The sequence below is a fragment of the Streptococcus oralis subsp. dentisani genome (assembly GCF_002096615.1).
In the GTDB taxonomy this organism is placed as follows: Bacteria; Bacillota; Bacilli; order Lactobacillales; family Streptococcaceae; genus Streptococcus; species Streptococcus oralis_U.
In genome coordinates this window covers 280,487-295,437 of record NZ_NCUX01000032.1, presented here as the reverse complement: position 1 = coordinate 295,437, position 14,951 = coordinate 280,487, and the positions used below count along the sequence as shown (strand labels likewise).

13 protein-coding genes are annotated in these 14,951 nt (G+C 43.4%); 9 read left to right on the top strand and 4 right to left on the bottom strand.

What is annotated here, in order from left to right; genetic code table 11:
- Positions 1-105: 105 nt before the first annotated feature.
- Positions 106-1,272, bottom strand: a complete 1,167-nt coding sequence (locus B7708_RS06605) for a CynX/NimT family MFS transporter (protein WP_084974607.1) — start codon at positions 1,270-1,272, stop codon at positions 106-108.
- Positions 1,273-1,494: 222 nt separating this feature from the next.
- On the opposite strand from B7708_RS06605, the gene B7708_RS06600 reads away from it, so the two are divergent.
- Positions 1,495-2,325 carry a glycosyltransferase gene (locus tag B7708_RS06600; RefSeq protein ID WP_084974605.1) on the top strand — a complete coding sequence of 277 codons (831 nt, stop codon included), beginning with the start codon at positions 1,495-1,497 and terminating at the stop codon, positions 2,323-2,325.
- 81 nt (positions 2,326-2,406) lie between these two features.
- Complete coding sequence (locus tag B7708_RS06595) at positions 2,407-4,257, top strand: nucleoside-diphosphate sugar epimerase/dehydratase (RefSeq protein WP_001035730.1); 1,851 nt, start codon at positions 2,407-2,409, stop codon at positions 4,255-4,257.
- A 95-nt stretch (positions 4,258-4,352) separates the two neighbouring features.
- Here the strand turns inward: B7708_RS06595 and B7708_RS06590 are convergent, their stop codons facing one another.
- Genes B7708_RS06590 through sdaAB form a run of 3 tightly spaced genes read right to left on the bottom strand, consistent with a single transcriptional unit; the run spans position 4,353 to position 6,556 of the window.
- On the bottom strand, positions 4,353-4,982 hold the full coding sequence (locus tag B7708_RS06590) for an HAD hydrolase-like protein (protein WP_084974603.1): 630 nt from the start codon (positions 4,980-4,982) through the stop codon (positions 4,353-4,355).
- 21 nt (positions 4,983-5,003) lie between these two features.
- Complete coding sequence (gene sdaAA, locus B7708_RS06585; RefSeq protein ID WP_084974601.1) at positions 5,004-5,876, bottom strand: L-serine ammonia-lyase, iron-sulfur-dependent, subunit alpha; 873 nt, start codon at positions 5,874-5,876, stop codon at positions 5,004-5,006.
- A gap of 8 nt (positions 5,877-5,884) precedes the next feature.
- Entirely contained in the window at positions 5,885-6,556 is a 672-nt protein-coding gene (gene sdaAB / locus B7708_RS06580; protein ID WP_038804696.1) for an L-serine ammonia-lyase, iron-sulfur-dependent subunit beta, read from the bottom strand.
- Between the two features lie 240 nt (positions 6,557-6,796).
- Between sdaAB and apf the strand changes: the two genes are divergently transcribed.
- From apf to mnmG, 7 genes are all read left to right on the top strand, one after another.
- Entirely contained in the window at positions 6,797-7,423 is a 627-nt protein-coding gene (gene apf / locus B7708_RS06575; RefSeq protein WP_084974600.1) for an aggregation-promoting factor, read from the top strand.
- Between the two features lie 275 nt (positions 7,424-7,698).
- Complete coding sequence (locus B7708_RS06570) at positions 7,699-8,505, top strand: ABC transporter substrate-binding protein (protein WP_084974598.1); 807 nt, start codon at positions 7,699-7,701, stop codon at positions 8,503-8,505.
- Between the two features lie 15 nt (positions 8,506-8,520).
- The gene (locus B7708_RS06565; protein WP_084974596.1) at positions 8,521-9,717 is read left to right on the top strand and encodes an argininosuccinate synthase; all 1,197 of its coding nucleotides are present in this window, start codon (positions 8,521-8,523) and stop codon (positions 9,715-9,717) included.
- A 28-nt stretch (positions 9,718-9,745) separates the two neighbouring features.
- A complete protein-coding gene (gene argH / locus B7708_RS06560; protein ID WP_084974594.1) occupies positions 9,746-11,137 on the top strand; it encodes an argininosuccinate lyase in 1,392 nt (463 codons plus the stop codon).
- A gap of 161 nt (positions 11,138-11,298) precedes the next feature.
- Positions 11,299-12,420: a tRNA 2-thiouridine(34) synthase MnmA gene (mnmA, locus tag B7708_RS06555; RefSeq protein WP_084974592.1), complete on the top strand. Its 1,122-nt coding sequence runs from the start codon at positions 11,299-11,301 to the stop codon at positions 12,418-12,420.
- Positions 12,421-12,560: 140 nt separating this feature from the next.
- Positions 12,561-13,016: an NUDIX hydrolase gene (locus B7708_RS06550; RefSeq protein ID WP_000193641.1), complete on the top strand. Its 456-nt coding sequence runs from the start codon at positions 12,561-12,563 to the stop codon at positions 13,014-13,016.
- Between the two features lie 8 nt (positions 13,017-13,024).
- The gene (mnmG, locus tag B7708_RS06545) at positions 13,025-14,938 is read left to right on the top strand and encodes a tRNA uridine-5-carboxymethylaminomethyl(34) synthesis enzyme MnmG (RefSeq protein ID WP_084974590.1); all 1,914 of its coding nucleotides are present in this window, start codon (positions 13,025-13,027) and stop codon (positions 14,936-14,938) included.
- Positions 14,939-14,951 lie beyond the last annotated feature (13 nt).

The following is a 14,951-nucleotide window of genomic DNA, read 5'->3' as shown; positions in this document are numbered from 1 at the left end:
TTATATATACTCTTTTCAAATATATTGTATCTCAATGTGAAAGCCCTGTCAAGAAATATGTGTAAAAATTTTATATATAAAAAACTCCTAGTAAAAACTAGAAGTTTAGAGGATTTTATCAGCCCTATCCACCATAAAAAGTGAGACCGTCATGATGATGTCAACAGCTAGAAGAGCAAGGACAGCTGGGATCCAAGATTGGAAAAGTTCAAAACTGTAACCAAACAAGGTAGGACCAAAGGCCGCCAAGATGTACCCACCTGTTTGCGCCAGTCCTGATAGCTGGGCAGTCTTTTCAGGAGAACTGGTTTTAAGAGAGAAGCAAACCATGAGGTAGGGGAAGAGGGCACTGCAGGCCGTTCCAATCAAGAGGTGGACGACTAACCAGTAGAGGAAATTATTGGTTGGATACAAGAGCATGGCAATTCCTGTCATCCCAGCGATAGAGATAATTGCCAGCATGATTCGACGGTGACCATCTGACAGACGAGTCGTCAGACTTGGAACAGTCATCGAAAAAGGAATGCTGATCAGAGAGAAAATAGAAGCAAGGAGAGCCGCATCACTATTAGAAATACCAGCACTAACAGCCATAGTTGGTAACCAGGTCATACTCGTATAAAAGAGCAAGGATTGAAGCCCGCCAAAGATAATGATAGCCCAGACAGATTTGTTTTTTAGAATATTCTCTTTCGATTTCTTTTCTTGCTGTCCTTCTAGATAGTGGTTGTGGCGATGATTTGGCAACCAGACTAGCAGAGTGACCAGACAGAGAAAGCTGAGGACGAGGATGAGGCCCTTCCACGAACTAGCTTGGGTGATAGGGACGGATAGATAAGAAGCGATGGCCGTTGAAACACCCATGGCAGTGACATAGAGCGTTGTTAGGAGACTGATTTTTTGAGGCTGATTTGCCTGTATCATACTTGGGAGGAGTACATTGAAAATGGCGATGCTCGCTCCGATGATCAGAGTTCCTAGATAGAGAAGGGGAAGATTGAAAATCCGAATGACAGAGCCAATAGTTAAGAGGAGGAGACAGTAAGTAAAGAGATGCTCCAACCCGATTTTTTGTGCCAAGCGACTCGCAAAAGCTGAGAAAAGAGCAAACATCAAGAGAGGGAGACTGGTTAAAATCCCGAGAGAGCTAACCTCCACTCCTAGTCCCTGAGCGATATCTCCTAAAATAGTTGGTAAAGCAGTAAAAGGAGAACGTAAAGCGGTCCCGATTAAGACAATTCCTAGAACAAAAAAGAGTGATCGTTTTTTCATGAAAACCTCGATAAGATGATTTTAATAACAGCTTATTTTAAGGTTTTTTTCTTACAATGTCAAGAAGAGGACTGCTAAGAAAACTAGAACGATTTAACTGAAAATAGAGTGAAAGGGGACGGATTTCTTTACCAGAATTTTTCTTGATTTGAGATAAAAATAGGAAACTAGGGAATTTTGTGATAAAATAGTGGAAGGAAATCTATAAATTGGAGAAAAACTGTGTCTGAAAAGCAAAAAATCAGCGTCTTGATGTCGGTCTATGTAAAGGAAAATCCGACATTTTTGAGAGATGCTATCAAGAGTATTCAAAACCAGACCTTGAAACCAAGTGAGCTTGTTCTTGTTGAGGATGGGCCGCTCACGCCCGAACTCTATCAGGTGCTAGACGAAGTGGAAGCGCAGTCAGACATTCCAGTTAAGCGTTGCCCCTTGGAAGAAAATCAAGGTTTAGGTTTGGCTCTTCGATACGGTGTTTTACAATGTCAGTACGATATCATCGCTCGTATGGATACAGATGATATAGCTGTTCTGGATCGTTTTGAGAAACAGCTTCAGCTAATGGAGAAAGAAGATCTCGATCTCTTAGGTGGGCATATCGCAGAGTTCATTGACAACCCTGACGAGATTGTTTCTTACCGTCGTGTTCCTACTCAGCACGCAGATATTGTGGCTTACCAAAGGATGAGAAGTGCCTTTAACCACATGACAGTCATGTTTAAAAAGGACATGGTCCTCAAGGCGGGCAACTACGAAGACGGACTTTATATGGAGGATGATCTCCTCTGGCTCAATATGATTGCCGCAGGTGCCAAGACTGGAAACCTCGATCAGATCTTGTGTAAAGTTCGTGTTGGTGCAGGGATGTTTGAACGTCGTGGTGGTTTGCGCTATCTCAAACTCTATCGCCAGGCTCGTCAGCGCATGCTTGAAAGAGGGCAAATTTCCTACATGGAATATGCGAAAAGCATTGCCATTCAGGCGATTGTGGCACTTTGTCCAGGCTTTGTACGTCAGTTTATTTTTGTGAAATTATTAAGAAAAAATAAATAGTATTGTAAAAGATAAAATAGCCAAAAAATGTTATAATGACAGTATATTTATTTGCATTCTTTTAAGAAAGAGTAAATTCCTATGAATAAAAAACTAACAGATTACGTGATTGATCTGGTTGAAATTTTAAATAAACAGCAAAAGCAGGTGTTCTGGGGTGTATTTGATATTATTAGTATGGTGGTTTCCATCATCGTGTCTTACATTCTCTTTTATGGCTTGATTAACCCAGCGCCTGTGGACTATGTTATCTATACTGGTTTGGCTTTCCTCTTCTATCAAATCATGATTGGATTTTGGGGGCTCAATGCGAGTATTAGTCGCTATAGTAAAATCACAGATTTCTTAAAAATCTTTTTTGGTGTAACCGTCAGCAGCATTGTCTCTTACGGACTTTGCTACGCCTTTCTTCCTCTATTTTCTATCCGGTTCATCATACTCTTTATCTTATTGAGTACCTTCCTGATCTTACTCCCTCGTATCACTTGGCAATTGATTTATTCTAAGCGCAAGCAGGGAAGTGGGGAGGGCGAACACCGCCGTACCTTCTTGATTGGTGCTGGTGATGGTGGGGCCCTCTTTATGAACAGCTACCAACACCCAACTAGTGACCTCGAGTTGGTGGGAATTTTGGACAATGATGAAAAGAAAAAAGGGCAAAAACTAGGTGGAATTTCCGTTTTGGGTTCTTATGATAATCTGCCTGAATTGGCCAAACGCCACCAAATCGAGCGCGTCATCGTAGCCATCCCTTCGCTTGATCCGTCAGAGTACGAACGTATCCTGCAGATGTGTAATAAACTCGGTATCAAATGTTACAAGATGCCCAAGGTTGAGACAGTTGTTCAGGGACTTCACCAACCAGGTAGCGGTTTCCAGAAAATTGACATCACAGACCTTTTGGGGCGTCAGGAAATCCGTCTCGACGAATCCCGTCTTGGTGCAGAACTTACAGGCAAGACTATCTTGGTGACAGGAGCTGGTGGTTCGATTGGTTCGGAGATTTGTCGCCAGGTTAGCCGCTTCAATCCAGAGCGTGTCATTTTGCTGGGACATGGCGAAAATTCCATCTACCTCGTTTATCATGAATTGATCCGTACATTCCAAGGGATTGATTATGTTCCTGTCATTGCAGATATTCAGGACTATGATCGCCTTCTACAGGTATTTGAACAGTACAAACCGGCCATCGTTTACCATGCTGCTGCTCACAAACACGTTCCGATGATGGAACGCAATCCAAAAGAAGCCTTCAAGAACAATATCCTCGGAACCTACAATGTTGCCAAGGCTGTTGATGCAGCCAAAGTACCTAAGATGGTTATGATTTCGACAGACAAGGCGGTCAATCCACCGAATGTTATGGGCGCAACCAAGCGCGTGGCAGAATTGATTGTCACTGGCTTTAACCAACGTAGCAAATCAACCTACTGCGCAGTTCGTTTTGGGAATGTTCTCGGCAGTCGTGGTAGCGTGATTCCTGTCTTTGAACGCCAGATTGCTGAAGGTGGTCCTGTAACAGTGACAGACTTCCGTATGACACGTTACTTCATGACCATTCCAGAGGCTAGCCGTCTGGTAATCCATGCTGGCGCTTATGCCAAGGACGGAGAAGTCTTTATCCTCGATATGGGCAAACCAGTCAAGATCTATGACTTGGCTAAGAAAATGGTGCTTCTAAGTGGGCACACGGAAAGTGAAATTCCAATCGTTGAAGTCGGTATCCGACCAGGTGAAAAACTCTATGAGGAACTCTTGGTTTCGACCGAATTGGTTGATAACCAAGTCATGGACAAGATTTTCGTTGGTAAGGTAAATGTCATGCCACTAGAAGCCATCAATCAGAAAATTGAGGAGTTCCGTTCACTCAGTGGAGATGAGCTTAAAGAAGCGATCATTTCCTTTGCAAATGAAACAACTCATATTGAGTAAGAGTGACTCATACAATTAAACATAAATCAAAGACCAAGGTTTTGTATAGACAGAACCTTGGTCTTTTTACTCTGTAGTTTGAAGCTATTAGCTTGTTATAGCTGACTGATGATATCATCGATTGTATGGGCAATCCAGTCGGGTTGATAGCTGAGTAAATCAGCCTCTTCTCCAAATCCCCAAGTGACAGCGAACTTTTTAATGCCAGTTTCTTGGGCTCCGATCATATCAAATTTGGTGTCCCCGATGATGAGGACTTGGTCTGCAGGGAGTTGATGTGTCTGCAAGGCATAACGGATGACATCCGCCTTGTGTGGTGTTTCAGGACTAGAACCGTAAATGCCGTCAAAGAAATGATAGATTCCCAGATTTTTAGTCATATCATGAGCAGTAGGAGTATTCTTTGTTGTGGTGATATAGAGAGGATAGGTTTGTGAGAGTTCTTGAAGCAATTCCGTTATTTTGGGGAAGAGCTGCGCTTCGTGGATTCCTTTTTTCTTGTAGTAAGAACGGTAGGTTTGAACAGCTTCCGAGATTTGCTCCTTTGGGAGACAAGTTGCAAAACTACTTTCAAGTGGTGGACCCATGAAACCACGAATTGTTTTAGCATCAGGAGTCGGAACTCCTAGTTGTTCAAAGGTATGAGTAAAGGAATTGTGGATTCCGATGGAACTGTCAACCAGAGTTCCGTCTAGATCGAAAAAGATGGCTGAGATTGATGACATAGTTTCTCCTATTAGATAAGATTATTCTCCGAAGATTTCTTTTTGTAGGCGACGGCCAGTAGGGGTGGCTGCGAGTCCACCTTCAGCCGTTTCTCGGAAGGCAGTTGGGAGGCTCGATCCGACTTGGTACATGGCATCGATGACTTCGTCAACAGGGATCTTAGACTCGATACCTGCCAAGGCCATATCTGCCGCGATAAAGGCAAAGCTGGCTCCCATGGCATTGCGCTTGACACAGGGAACCTCGACCAAACCAGCGACGGGGTCACAGATGAGACCTAGCATATTTTTAATGACAAAAGCGATGGCTTGGCTAGCTTGATAGGGCGTTCCACCTGCAGCCAAGGTCAAGGCTGCGGCACTCATGGCAGAGGCAGAGCCAACTTCGGCCTGGCAGCCACCTTCAGCACCTGAAATAGAAGCGTTGTTTGCGATAACCAATCCAAAGGCACCCGCGGCAAAGAGGAAATCCAGCTGTTCTTCGTGGCTGAGGTCAAGTTTTTGAATAGCTGCAGTAAGAACGGCAGGCAGACAGCCAGCACTTCCTGCGGTTGGAGTGGCGCAGACCAAGCCCATTTTAGCGTTGTGTTCATTGACCGCGATGGCATTTCGGGCAGCTGATAGGATGGTAAAGTCAGACAAGGCCTTGCCACTTTTGAGATGGCGATCTAGCTTGGCAGCATCGCCACCCGTTAGGCCACTACGAGATTTGTTTTCACTAAGACCGAGCTCAACAGAGGCTTTCATGACTTCTAGATTGCGCTCCATGAGGAGAAGAACTTCTGCACGTTCCCGGCCAGTCAGTTCATATTCTGTCGCGATCATGAGTTCTGCGACATTTCCTTGGAAGTCTAGATTCGCCTGCTCGACCAATTCTTTGATAGAATAAAACATGTTTCCTCCTACTTGAAGAAATTGACATTGTGGAGATGAGGGATTTTTCGGATTTCTTCAATCGCCTCTTCGCAACTTCGACTATCGACTTCGATAATCATAATGGCTTTTTCTCCAGCTTTTTCCCGAGTCACATTCATCTGAGCGATGTTGATATCGAAACGAGAGAGGGCTTCAGTAACATGGGCAATCATCCCCGGAACATCCTGATGCACGATGATGATGGTCGGGGTATTCATGTTGAGAGAAACGGCAAAACCATTAAGTTCCGTAACTTGGATATTTCCCCCACCAATGGAAATTCCTGTCACACTAATGGATTTGTGTTCATTCTTCACAGTGATCTTAGTGGTGTTAGGATGAGGAGCGTTGCTGTCTTTCTGAATGGTCCAGACAATCTTGATACCACGCTTATGAGCAATCTCAAGGCTATTGGGAATGTCAGGATCATCCGTATCCATGCCTAAAATTCCAGCAACGAGAGCTAGGTCAGTTCCATGGCCACGGTAGGTCTTGGCAAATGAATTAAATAGTTGGAATTCCACCTCTGTCGGTCTATCACCAAAGATGGAAGACACGATTTTTCCGATACGAACAGCACCAGCAGTATGGCTGCTTGATGGGCCAATCATGACAGGGCCGATAATATCAAAGACAGATTGAAAACGAAGTGAGTGCATCTGTTTCCCCTTACAAAGATTCTTGTTTCTATTATATCAAAGAATGAAGTTCTGTGCTTATTTCCCTTATAAAACTGAAAAAATGGATAAAAATGGTATAAAATCTTGTCTTTTATGACAAAAATATCAATGTTTCAGTAAATATAAAATATTTTTGTAATATTTCTACACGAAACCGTCAAGAAACGGTAATATTCAAACGGTATGATAGAAGCATAGTAAAAAGGAGAATTTTTAGAAATGACATTAACAACTAAAAAAATCAAATTAACTCTTGCAGGAGCAGCAACTTTCCTTGCTTTCCTTGCACCATCACTTGCTTTTGCAGATGAAACAATCACTTATACAGTTAAACCAGGTGACACTCTTTCAGAAATCGCTGAGAAGTACAACACCACTGTTGAAAAATTGGCAGAAAAAAACAAGATAGAGGATATTCATCTGATCTTTGTGGATCAAGTTTTGGTCATCGAAGGGACAGCTCCAGCTGCGAAAACTTATGAAGCCCCAGCTGCAACAGGAGAAACAATCGAAGAGACTACGACTTACGAAGAAATAACTGAAACAACAACTTACGAAGCGCCAGCTGCTACAACCAGCACTTCTTATGAAGAAGAAAGTTACACAGCTTCAACTGTAAGTGGTTCTGAAGCAGAAGCCAAAGAATGGATCGCTCAAAAAGAATCAGGTGGTAGCTACACAGCTACAAACGGACGTTATATCGGACGTTACCAATTGACAGATTCATACTTGAACGGTGACTACTCAGCTGAAAACCAAGAACGTGTAGCAGATGCCTACGTTGCAGGACGTTATGGTTCATGGGCAGCTGCCAAGAACTTCTGGCTTAACAACGGTTGGTATTAAGAAAACAAGAGTCCTTTAGGGCTCTTTTTTGTTTCTCTATAACAAAAAGTGTAACGATCTTCTCAGTAATGCTCTATTTGTATAATTCAAATAAAATCCTTCGAATTGTTTTAAAACTCAAATGGTATAAATAAGCTTATTATGTGTAAAAATATATCATATAATGAGAATTTTTTGACTGAAATGAAATAAAATACAGTTTTTTCTTGACAAATGTTTTTGAGAAGTGTATTATTTATACAATTTAAAGGTATAAAAATAAGAGGAGGTTTTATATGAATAAAGTAAAGAAGGTGCTGATGGCGATGTTTGGTTTGCTTATGTTTCCCTTATTGTTTGCTTGTAGTAACAGTCAGTCCCAAGGTGTTGAAGCCATTAAAGCTAAAGGAAAATTGGTGGTGGCTCTGAATCCAGAGTTTGCTCCATTTGAATACCAGAAATTGGTCGATGGGAAAAATCAGATTGTAGGTTCAGATGTTGAGTTAGCCAAAGCCATCGCAAAGGAGCTAGGTGTGGAAGTGGAATTCTCTCCAATGAGTTTTGACAATGTACTGGCTAGTCTTGATTCAGGCAAGGCCGATCTGGCCATATCAGGCGTTTCTAAAACGGAGGAGAGAAGTCAAGTTTACGATTTTTCAATTCCCTACTACACTTCGAAAAATAAGGTGATCGTAAGAAAATCTGAATTAACGAATTACCAATCTGTGAAGAATTTGGCTCAGAAAAAGGTTGGAGCGCAGAAAGGTTCTATCCAGGAAACTTTGGCCAAAGAAACCTTGCAGAATTCTTCTCTCGTTTCACTTCCTAAAAATGGAAATTTGATAACAGATTTGAAATCAGGGCAACTGGATGCGGTTATCTTTGAGGAACCAGTGGCGAAAGGATTTGTAGAGAATAATCCAGACCTAGCCATCGCTGAGATTGATTTTGACAATGATAAAGAAGATTCCTACGCTGTTGCGATGAAAAAAGACAGTAAAGAATTAAAAGAGGCGGTTGACAAAACCATCCAGAAGTTGAAGGATTCTGGGGAGTTGGACAAATTGATTGACGATGCTTTTAAAGCCTCTATCGAAAAATAGAAAGAAGGAAGAGAAATGAGTAAGGAAAAAGTTATTTTAGCCTATTCAGGTGGATTGGATACATCAGTTGCGATTACATGGTTAAAAAAAGACTATGATGTGATCGCTGTTTGTATGGATGTGGGTGAAGGAAAAGATTTGGAGTTCATCCACGACAAAGCTCTCAAGGTTGGGGCTGTTGAGTCTTATGTCATTGATGTTAAGGAAGAATTTGCTAATGACTATGTTTTAGTGGCCCTTCAGGCTCATGCCTACTATGAACAAAAGTATCCCTTGGTATCTGCTCTGAGTCGCCCTCTTATTTCAAAAAAACTAGTTGAAATAGCTCATCAGACAGGGGCAACCACAATTGCCCATGGTTGTACAGGTAAGGGAAACGACCAAGTTCGGTTTGAAGTCTCTATTGCAGCTTTGGATTCCAATTTAAAGGTAGTTGCGCCTGTTCGTGAGTGGAAATGGTCTCGTGAAGAAGAAATCCAATATGCCAAAGAAAACGGCGTTCCAGTTCCAGCTGACCTTGACAATCCTTACTCTGTCGATCAAAATCTTTGGGGACGTGCAAATGAATGTGGTGTCTTGGAAAATCCTTGGAACCAAGCGCCAGAAGAAGCATTTGGAATCACATCTTCTCCAGAAGAGGCACCAGACAGTCCAGAATTTATTGATATTGAGTTTAGCTGCGGGGTGCCCATCTCCCTCAATGGTGAGAAGATGAAAGTGGCTGCTTTGATTCAAAAGCTAAATGAAATTGCGGGTAAACACGGTGTTGGTCGTATTGACCATGTGGAAAATCGCCTAGTCGGTATTAAGTCAAGAGAGATTTATGAGTGCCCAGGCGCTGTGACTTTATTGGCAGCTCATAAGGAGATTGAGGACTTGACTCTCGTGAGAGAAGTGGCTCATTTCAAACCTATTATCGAAAATGAGTTGTCCAATCTCATCTATAATGCCTTGTGGTTTAGCCCAGCAACTCAGGCTTTGATTGCCTATATCAAGGAGACACAGAAAGTTGTCAATGGAACTGCAAAAGTTAAACTCTATAAGGGGAACGCTCAGGTAGTGGCTCGGAAATCACCAAATTCTCTTTACGATGAAAATTTGGCGACTTATACTAGTGCGGATACTTTTGACCAAGATGCGGCTGTTGGATTTATCAAGCTTTGGGGGCTTCCGACTAAGGTTTATTCAGAAGTTCAGAAAAATGTTGAGTAGTGACGCGATAGAAAGGGACATACAGGGTATGCCGAAAAATACAAAATTATGGGGTGGTCGATTTGAAGGCACTGTGGAAGAGTGGGTAGAACAGTTCGGTGCGAGTATTTCCTTTGACCACCAGCTGGCAAAATTTGATTTAATGGGTTCCTTAGCTCATGTTCAAATGCTAGGACAGACTAGCATTTTGAGCTTGGAAGAGGCAGAGCAGATCCAAGATGGTCTGCAAGCTTTGTTGCGAGATTTAGAGGCAAGAGAGCTTCATTTTGATATTGCAAATGAAGATATTCATATGAATATGGAAGTGTTGCTGACAGAGAAAATCGGTCCTCTGGCTGGGAAACTACACACAGCTCGTTCTCGGAATGACCAAGTCGCAACGGATATGCACTTATATCTAAAGGAGCAGCTTGGCCATGTCTTGGATAAGTTGGCGAATCTGAACAGTGTTTTGCTGGATTTGGCTGAAAAACATGTGGAAACTATCATGCCAGGCTATACTCATTTGCAACACGCCCAACCGATTAGTTTTGCCCACCATCTCATGGCTTATTACAATATGTTTCAAAGGGACAGCGAGCGATTCGCATTTAACTTGAAACATACGGACCTATCTCCACTGGGTGCAGCTGCCTTAGCGGGGACAACTTTTCCAATCAATCGTCAATTATCGAGTGATTTATTGGGCTTCCAACAACCCTATACCAATTCCTTGGATGCCGTGAGTGACCGTGATTTTATCTTAGAATTTCTATCAAATGCCAGCATTTTGATGATGCATATGAGTCGTTTTTGTGAAGAAATCATCAATTGGTGCAGTTTTGAGTATCAGTACATTAGCTTGTCTGATAGCTTTTCAACAGGTTCATCTATCATGCCCCAGAAGAAAAATCCTGATATGGCGGAATTGATTCGAGGGAAGTCAGGACGGGTTTACGGGCACTTGCTTGGACTATTGACCGTCATGAAATCTTTGCCTCTGGCTTATAATAAGGATTTGCAAGAGGACAAGGAAGGCATGTTTGATACAGTAGAAACGATTTTGAATTCTCTGGATGTGTTGGCAGGTATGCTATCGAGCATGCAGGTTAATAAGGCCAAAATGCAGCAATCTACAGAGAATGATTTTTCGAATGCGACCGAACTGGCAGATTATTTGGCTGAAAAAGGCCTCCCTTTTAGAGAAGCGCATGAAATTGTAGGGAAATTGGTTCTAGACTCTATCAAGCATGGTAAAAATATCCAAGATTGGGATTTGAAGGAGTTGCAAGCCTACCATCCCCTGATTGAAGAGGATATTTATATCTACTTGCGTCCAGAAACCGCTGTTCAGAGACGGAATTCCTTAGGAGGAACCGGCTTTGAGCAAGTGAAATACCAGATAGAACAAGCGAAGAAAGAACTTAAAGGGGAAATTTGATTCGTCTGTAAAGTAAGAAAGAGAGGCTGAGATGATTTATCAGCCTCTTTCTTGTCTTCTCCAACCAAGCGTGTTATAATGAATACTGCTCAAGCGACCTTCAATCGTTAAAGCACACACGACCTTCAATCGTGAATAAACGAATAGATGGGAGACTTACCATGAGTGATAACTCTAAAACACGTGTTGTCGTGGGGATGAGTGGTGGTGTTGATTCGTCGGTGACAGCTCTTTTGCTCAAAGAGCAGGGCTACGATGTGATCGGTATCTTCATGAAGAACTGGGACGACACAGATGAAAACGGCGTCTGTACGGCGACCGAAGATTACAAGGATGTGGCTGCGGTGGCAGACCAGATCGGCATTCCCTACTACTCTGTCAATTTTGAAAAAGAGTACTGGGATCGCGTCTTTGAGTATTTCCTAGCGGAATACCGTGCAGGACGCACGCCAAATCCAGATGTGATGTGCAACAAGGAAATCAAGTTCAAGGCCTTTTTGGACTATGCCATGACCTTGGGGGCAGACTATGTAGCGACTGGGCATTATGCCCGAGTGGCGCGTGATGAGGACGGGACAGTTCACATGCTTCGTGGTGTGGACAATGGCAAGGATCAGACCTATTTCCTCAGCCAGCTTTCGCAAGAACAGCTCCAAAAAACCATGTTCCCCTTGGGACATTTGGAAAAACCTGAAGTTCGCAGACTAGCAGAAGAAGCAGGCCTTGCGACTGCTAAGAAGAAAGACTCGACAGGGATTTGTTTTATCGGAGAAAAGAACTTTAAAAACTTTCTCAGCAACTACCTACCAGCCCAACCTGGTCGCATGATGACTGTGGATGGTCGCGATATGGGTGAGCATGCTGGTCTGATGTACTATACAATCGGTCAGCGTGGAGGACTGGGTATCGGTGGGCAACACGGCGGTGACAATGCCCCTTGGTTCGTTGTCGGAAAAGACCTAAGCAAGAATATCCTCTATGTAGGCCAAGGTTTCTACCATGATTCGCTCATGTCAACCAGCCTAGAGGCTAGTCAAGTCCACTTTACTCGTGAGATGCCAGAGGAATTTACGCTTGAATGTACAGCTAAATTCCGCTACCGTCAGCCTGATTCTAAGGTGACTGTACATGTCAAAGGAGACAAGGCAGAGGTCGTTTTTGCAGAGCCACAACGCGCGATCACACCCGGGCAGGCAGTTGTCTTTTACGATGGCGAAGAGTGTCTAGGTGGCGGTTTGATTGACAATGCCTACCGCGATGGACAAGTTTGTCAGTACATTTAGATTGACAAATTTTCTCAATTTGCTACAATAATAAAAGCAATAGAAATGATGGTCAAAGCTCATGGATGTTGCAGGCTTTTTTGTCCTGCACTTCTTACGAGTTTTGACTGTTTTTGTGTCGTTTAAGGGAAAGGATAAAAATGACTCAACAAGACTTTCGGACAAAAGTGGAAAATACAGTTTTTGGCGTTCGAGCGACAGCCTTAATTCTTCAAAATGGCAAGCTCCTAGTTACCAAAGATAAGGGTAAGTATTACACTATTGGCGGTGCGATTCAAGTCAATGAAAGCACGAAAGACGCGGTAGTCCGTGAAGTGAAGGAAGAACTGGGTGTCAAAGCTCAAGCTGGACAGCTAGCTTTCGTGGTTGAAAATCGTTTTGAACAAGACGGTGTTTCCTATCACAACATCGAGTTTCATTATTTGGTAGACTTGCTGGAAGATGCTCCATTGACCATGCAGGAAGACGAAAAAATGCAGCCTTGTGAGTGGATTGACTTGGATGAACTCCAGAATATCCAGCTAGTTCCAGCCTTTTTAAAAACAGCCCTGCCGGATTGGGACGGCCAACTAAGACACATTCATCTTGAGGAATAGGAGAGAAAATGACTTATAATTTTACGGAAGAATACGATATTATTGTAATTGGTGCGGGACACGCTGGGGTTGAGGCTTCCTTGGCCGCTAGCCGTATGGGCTGTAAGGTTCTGCTTGCGACTATCAATATTGAAATGCTGGCGTTCATGCCTTGTAATCCTTCTATCGGAGGTTCTGCCAAGGGAATTGTCGTGCGTGAGGTAGATGCTCTCGGTGGCGAGATGGCCAAGACCATTGACAAGACTTACATCCAGATGAAGATGCTCAACACTGGGAAAGGTCCAGCTGTTCGCGCCCTTCGGGCGCAGGCTGACAAGGAACTTTACTCTAAGGAAATGCGCAAGACGGTTGAAAATCAAGAAAATCTGACCCTTCGTCAGACCATGATTGATGAGATTTTGGTGGAAGATGGCAAGGTTGTCGGTGTTCGTACAGCGACCCATCAAGAGTATGCTGCAAAGGCCGTTATCGTGACGACAGGAACAGCCCTCCGTGGGGAAATTATCATCGGAGACCTCAAGTACTCATCAGGACCAAACCACAGCTTGGCTTCGATTAACCTTGCTGACAATCTCAAGGAACTGGGACTCGAAATCGGTCGTTTCAAGACAGGTACACCTCCGCGTGTCAAGGCTTCTTCTATCAACTACGATGTGACAGAAATCCAGCCAGGAGATGAAGCACCCAATCACTTCTCTTATACTTCGCGTGATGAGGATTATGTCAAAGACCAAGTTCCATGCTGGTTGACCTACACCAATGGTACCAGTCATGAGATTATCCAAAATAACCTCCACCGTGCGCCTATGTTTACAGGTGTGGTTAAGGGAGTGGGCCCTCGTTATTGCCCGTCGATAGAGGATAAGATTGTGCGCTTTGCGGACAAGGAACGCCACCAGCTCTTCCTTGAGCCAGAAGGACGCAATACAGAGGAAGTCTATGTCCAAGGCTTGTCAACCAGTCTGCCAGAGGATGTACAGCGTGAGTTGGTTCATTCTATCAAAGGGTTGGAAAATGCAGAAATGATGCGAACTGGTTATGCTATCGAGTATGACATGGTCTTGCCTCATCAGTTGCGTGCGACTCTGGAAACCAAGAAAATCTCAGGACTTTTCACAGCTGGTCAGACAAATGGAACGTCAGGTTACGAAGAAGCTGCTGGTCAAGGGATTATCGCTGGTATCAATGCGGCTCTGAAAATCCAAGGCAAACCTGAGCTAATCTTGAAACGGAGCGATGGCTATATCGGGGTGATGATTGATGACTTGGTGACCAAGGGAACCATTGAACCCTACCGTCTATTGACCAGTCGTGCTGAATACCGTCTCATTCTGCGTCATGACAATGCCGATATGCGTTTGACAGAGATGGGACGCGAGATTGGACTTGTGGACGATGAACGTTGGGCTCGATTTGAGATTAAGAAAAACCAATTTGACAATGAGATGAAGCGCCTAGACAGTATCAAACTCAAGCCAGTCAAGGAAACCAATGCCAAGGTTGAGGAGATGGGCTTCAAGCCGTTGACAGATGCAGTGACAGCCAAGGAATTCCTTCGCCGTCCAGAAGTTTCTTACCAAGATGTGGTGGCCTTTATCGGACCAGCTGCTGAGGACTTGGATGACAAGATTATCGAATTGATTGAAACAGAAATCAAGTACGAAGGCTATATTTCCAAAGCCATGGATCAGGTTGCCAAGATGAAACGCATGGAAGAAAAACGCATTCCTTCTAACATCGACTGGGATGATATTGATTCTATTGCGACAGAAGCTCGCCAAAAGTTCAAACTCATCAATCCAGAAACTATCGGCCAAGCCAGCCGTATTTCGGGAGTAAACCCAGCAGATATTTCTATTTTGATGGTCTATCTGGAAGGTAAAAATCGTAGTATTTCTAAAAATCAAGAAAAGAAAGCATAGAGAAAAACAGCTC

Excerpts from the sequence above, each read along its gene's own strand:
- B7708_RS06570 (WP_084974598.1), top strand. The coding sequence starts at position 7,699 with ATGAATAAAGTAAAGAAGGTGCTGATGGCGATGTTTGGTTTGCTTATG.
- B7708_RS06590 (WP_084974603.1), bottom strand. The coding sequence starts at position 4,982 with ATGTCATCAATCTCAGCCATCTTTTTCGATCTAGACGGAACTCTGGTT.
- B7708_RS06595 (WP_001035730.1), top strand. The coding sequence starts at position 2,407 with ATGAATAAAAAACTAACAGATTACGTGATTGATCTGGTTGAAATTTTA.
- sdaAA (WP_084974601.1), bottom strand. The coding sequence starts at position 5,876 with ATGTTTTATTCTATCAAAGAATTGGTCGAGCAGGCGAATCTAGACTTC.
- mnmA (WP_084974592.1), top strand. The coding sequence starts at position 11,299 with ATGAGTGATAACTCTAAAACACGTGTTGTCGTGGGGATGAGTGGTGGT.
- B7708_RS06605 (WP_084974607.1), bottom strand. The coding sequence starts at position 1,272 with ATGAAAAAACGATCACTCTTTTTTGTTCTAGGAATTGTCTTAATCGGG.
- mnmG (WP_084974590.1), top strand. The coding sequence starts at position 13,025 with ATGACTTATAATTTTACGGAAGAATACGATATTATTGTAATTGGTGCG.
- B7708_RS06550 (WP_000193641.1), top strand. The coding sequence starts at position 12,561 with ATGACTCAACAAGACTTTCGGACAAAAGTGGAAAATACAGTTTTTGGC.
- B7708_RS06565 (WP_084974596.1), top strand. The coding sequence starts at position 8,521 with ATGAGTAAGGAAAAAGTTATTTTAGCCTATTCAGGTGGATTGGATACA.
- sdaAB (WP_038804696.1), bottom strand. The coding sequence starts at position 6,556 with ATGCACTCACTTCGTTTTCAATCTGTCTTTGATATTATCGGCCCTGTC.
- apf (WP_084974600.1), top strand. The coding sequence starts at position 6,797 with ATGACATTAACAACTAAAAAAATCAAATTAACTCTTGCAGGAGCAGCA.
- argH (WP_084974594.1), top strand. The coding sequence starts at position 9,746 with ATGCCGAAAAATACAAAATTATGGGGTGGTCGATTTGAAGGCACTGTG.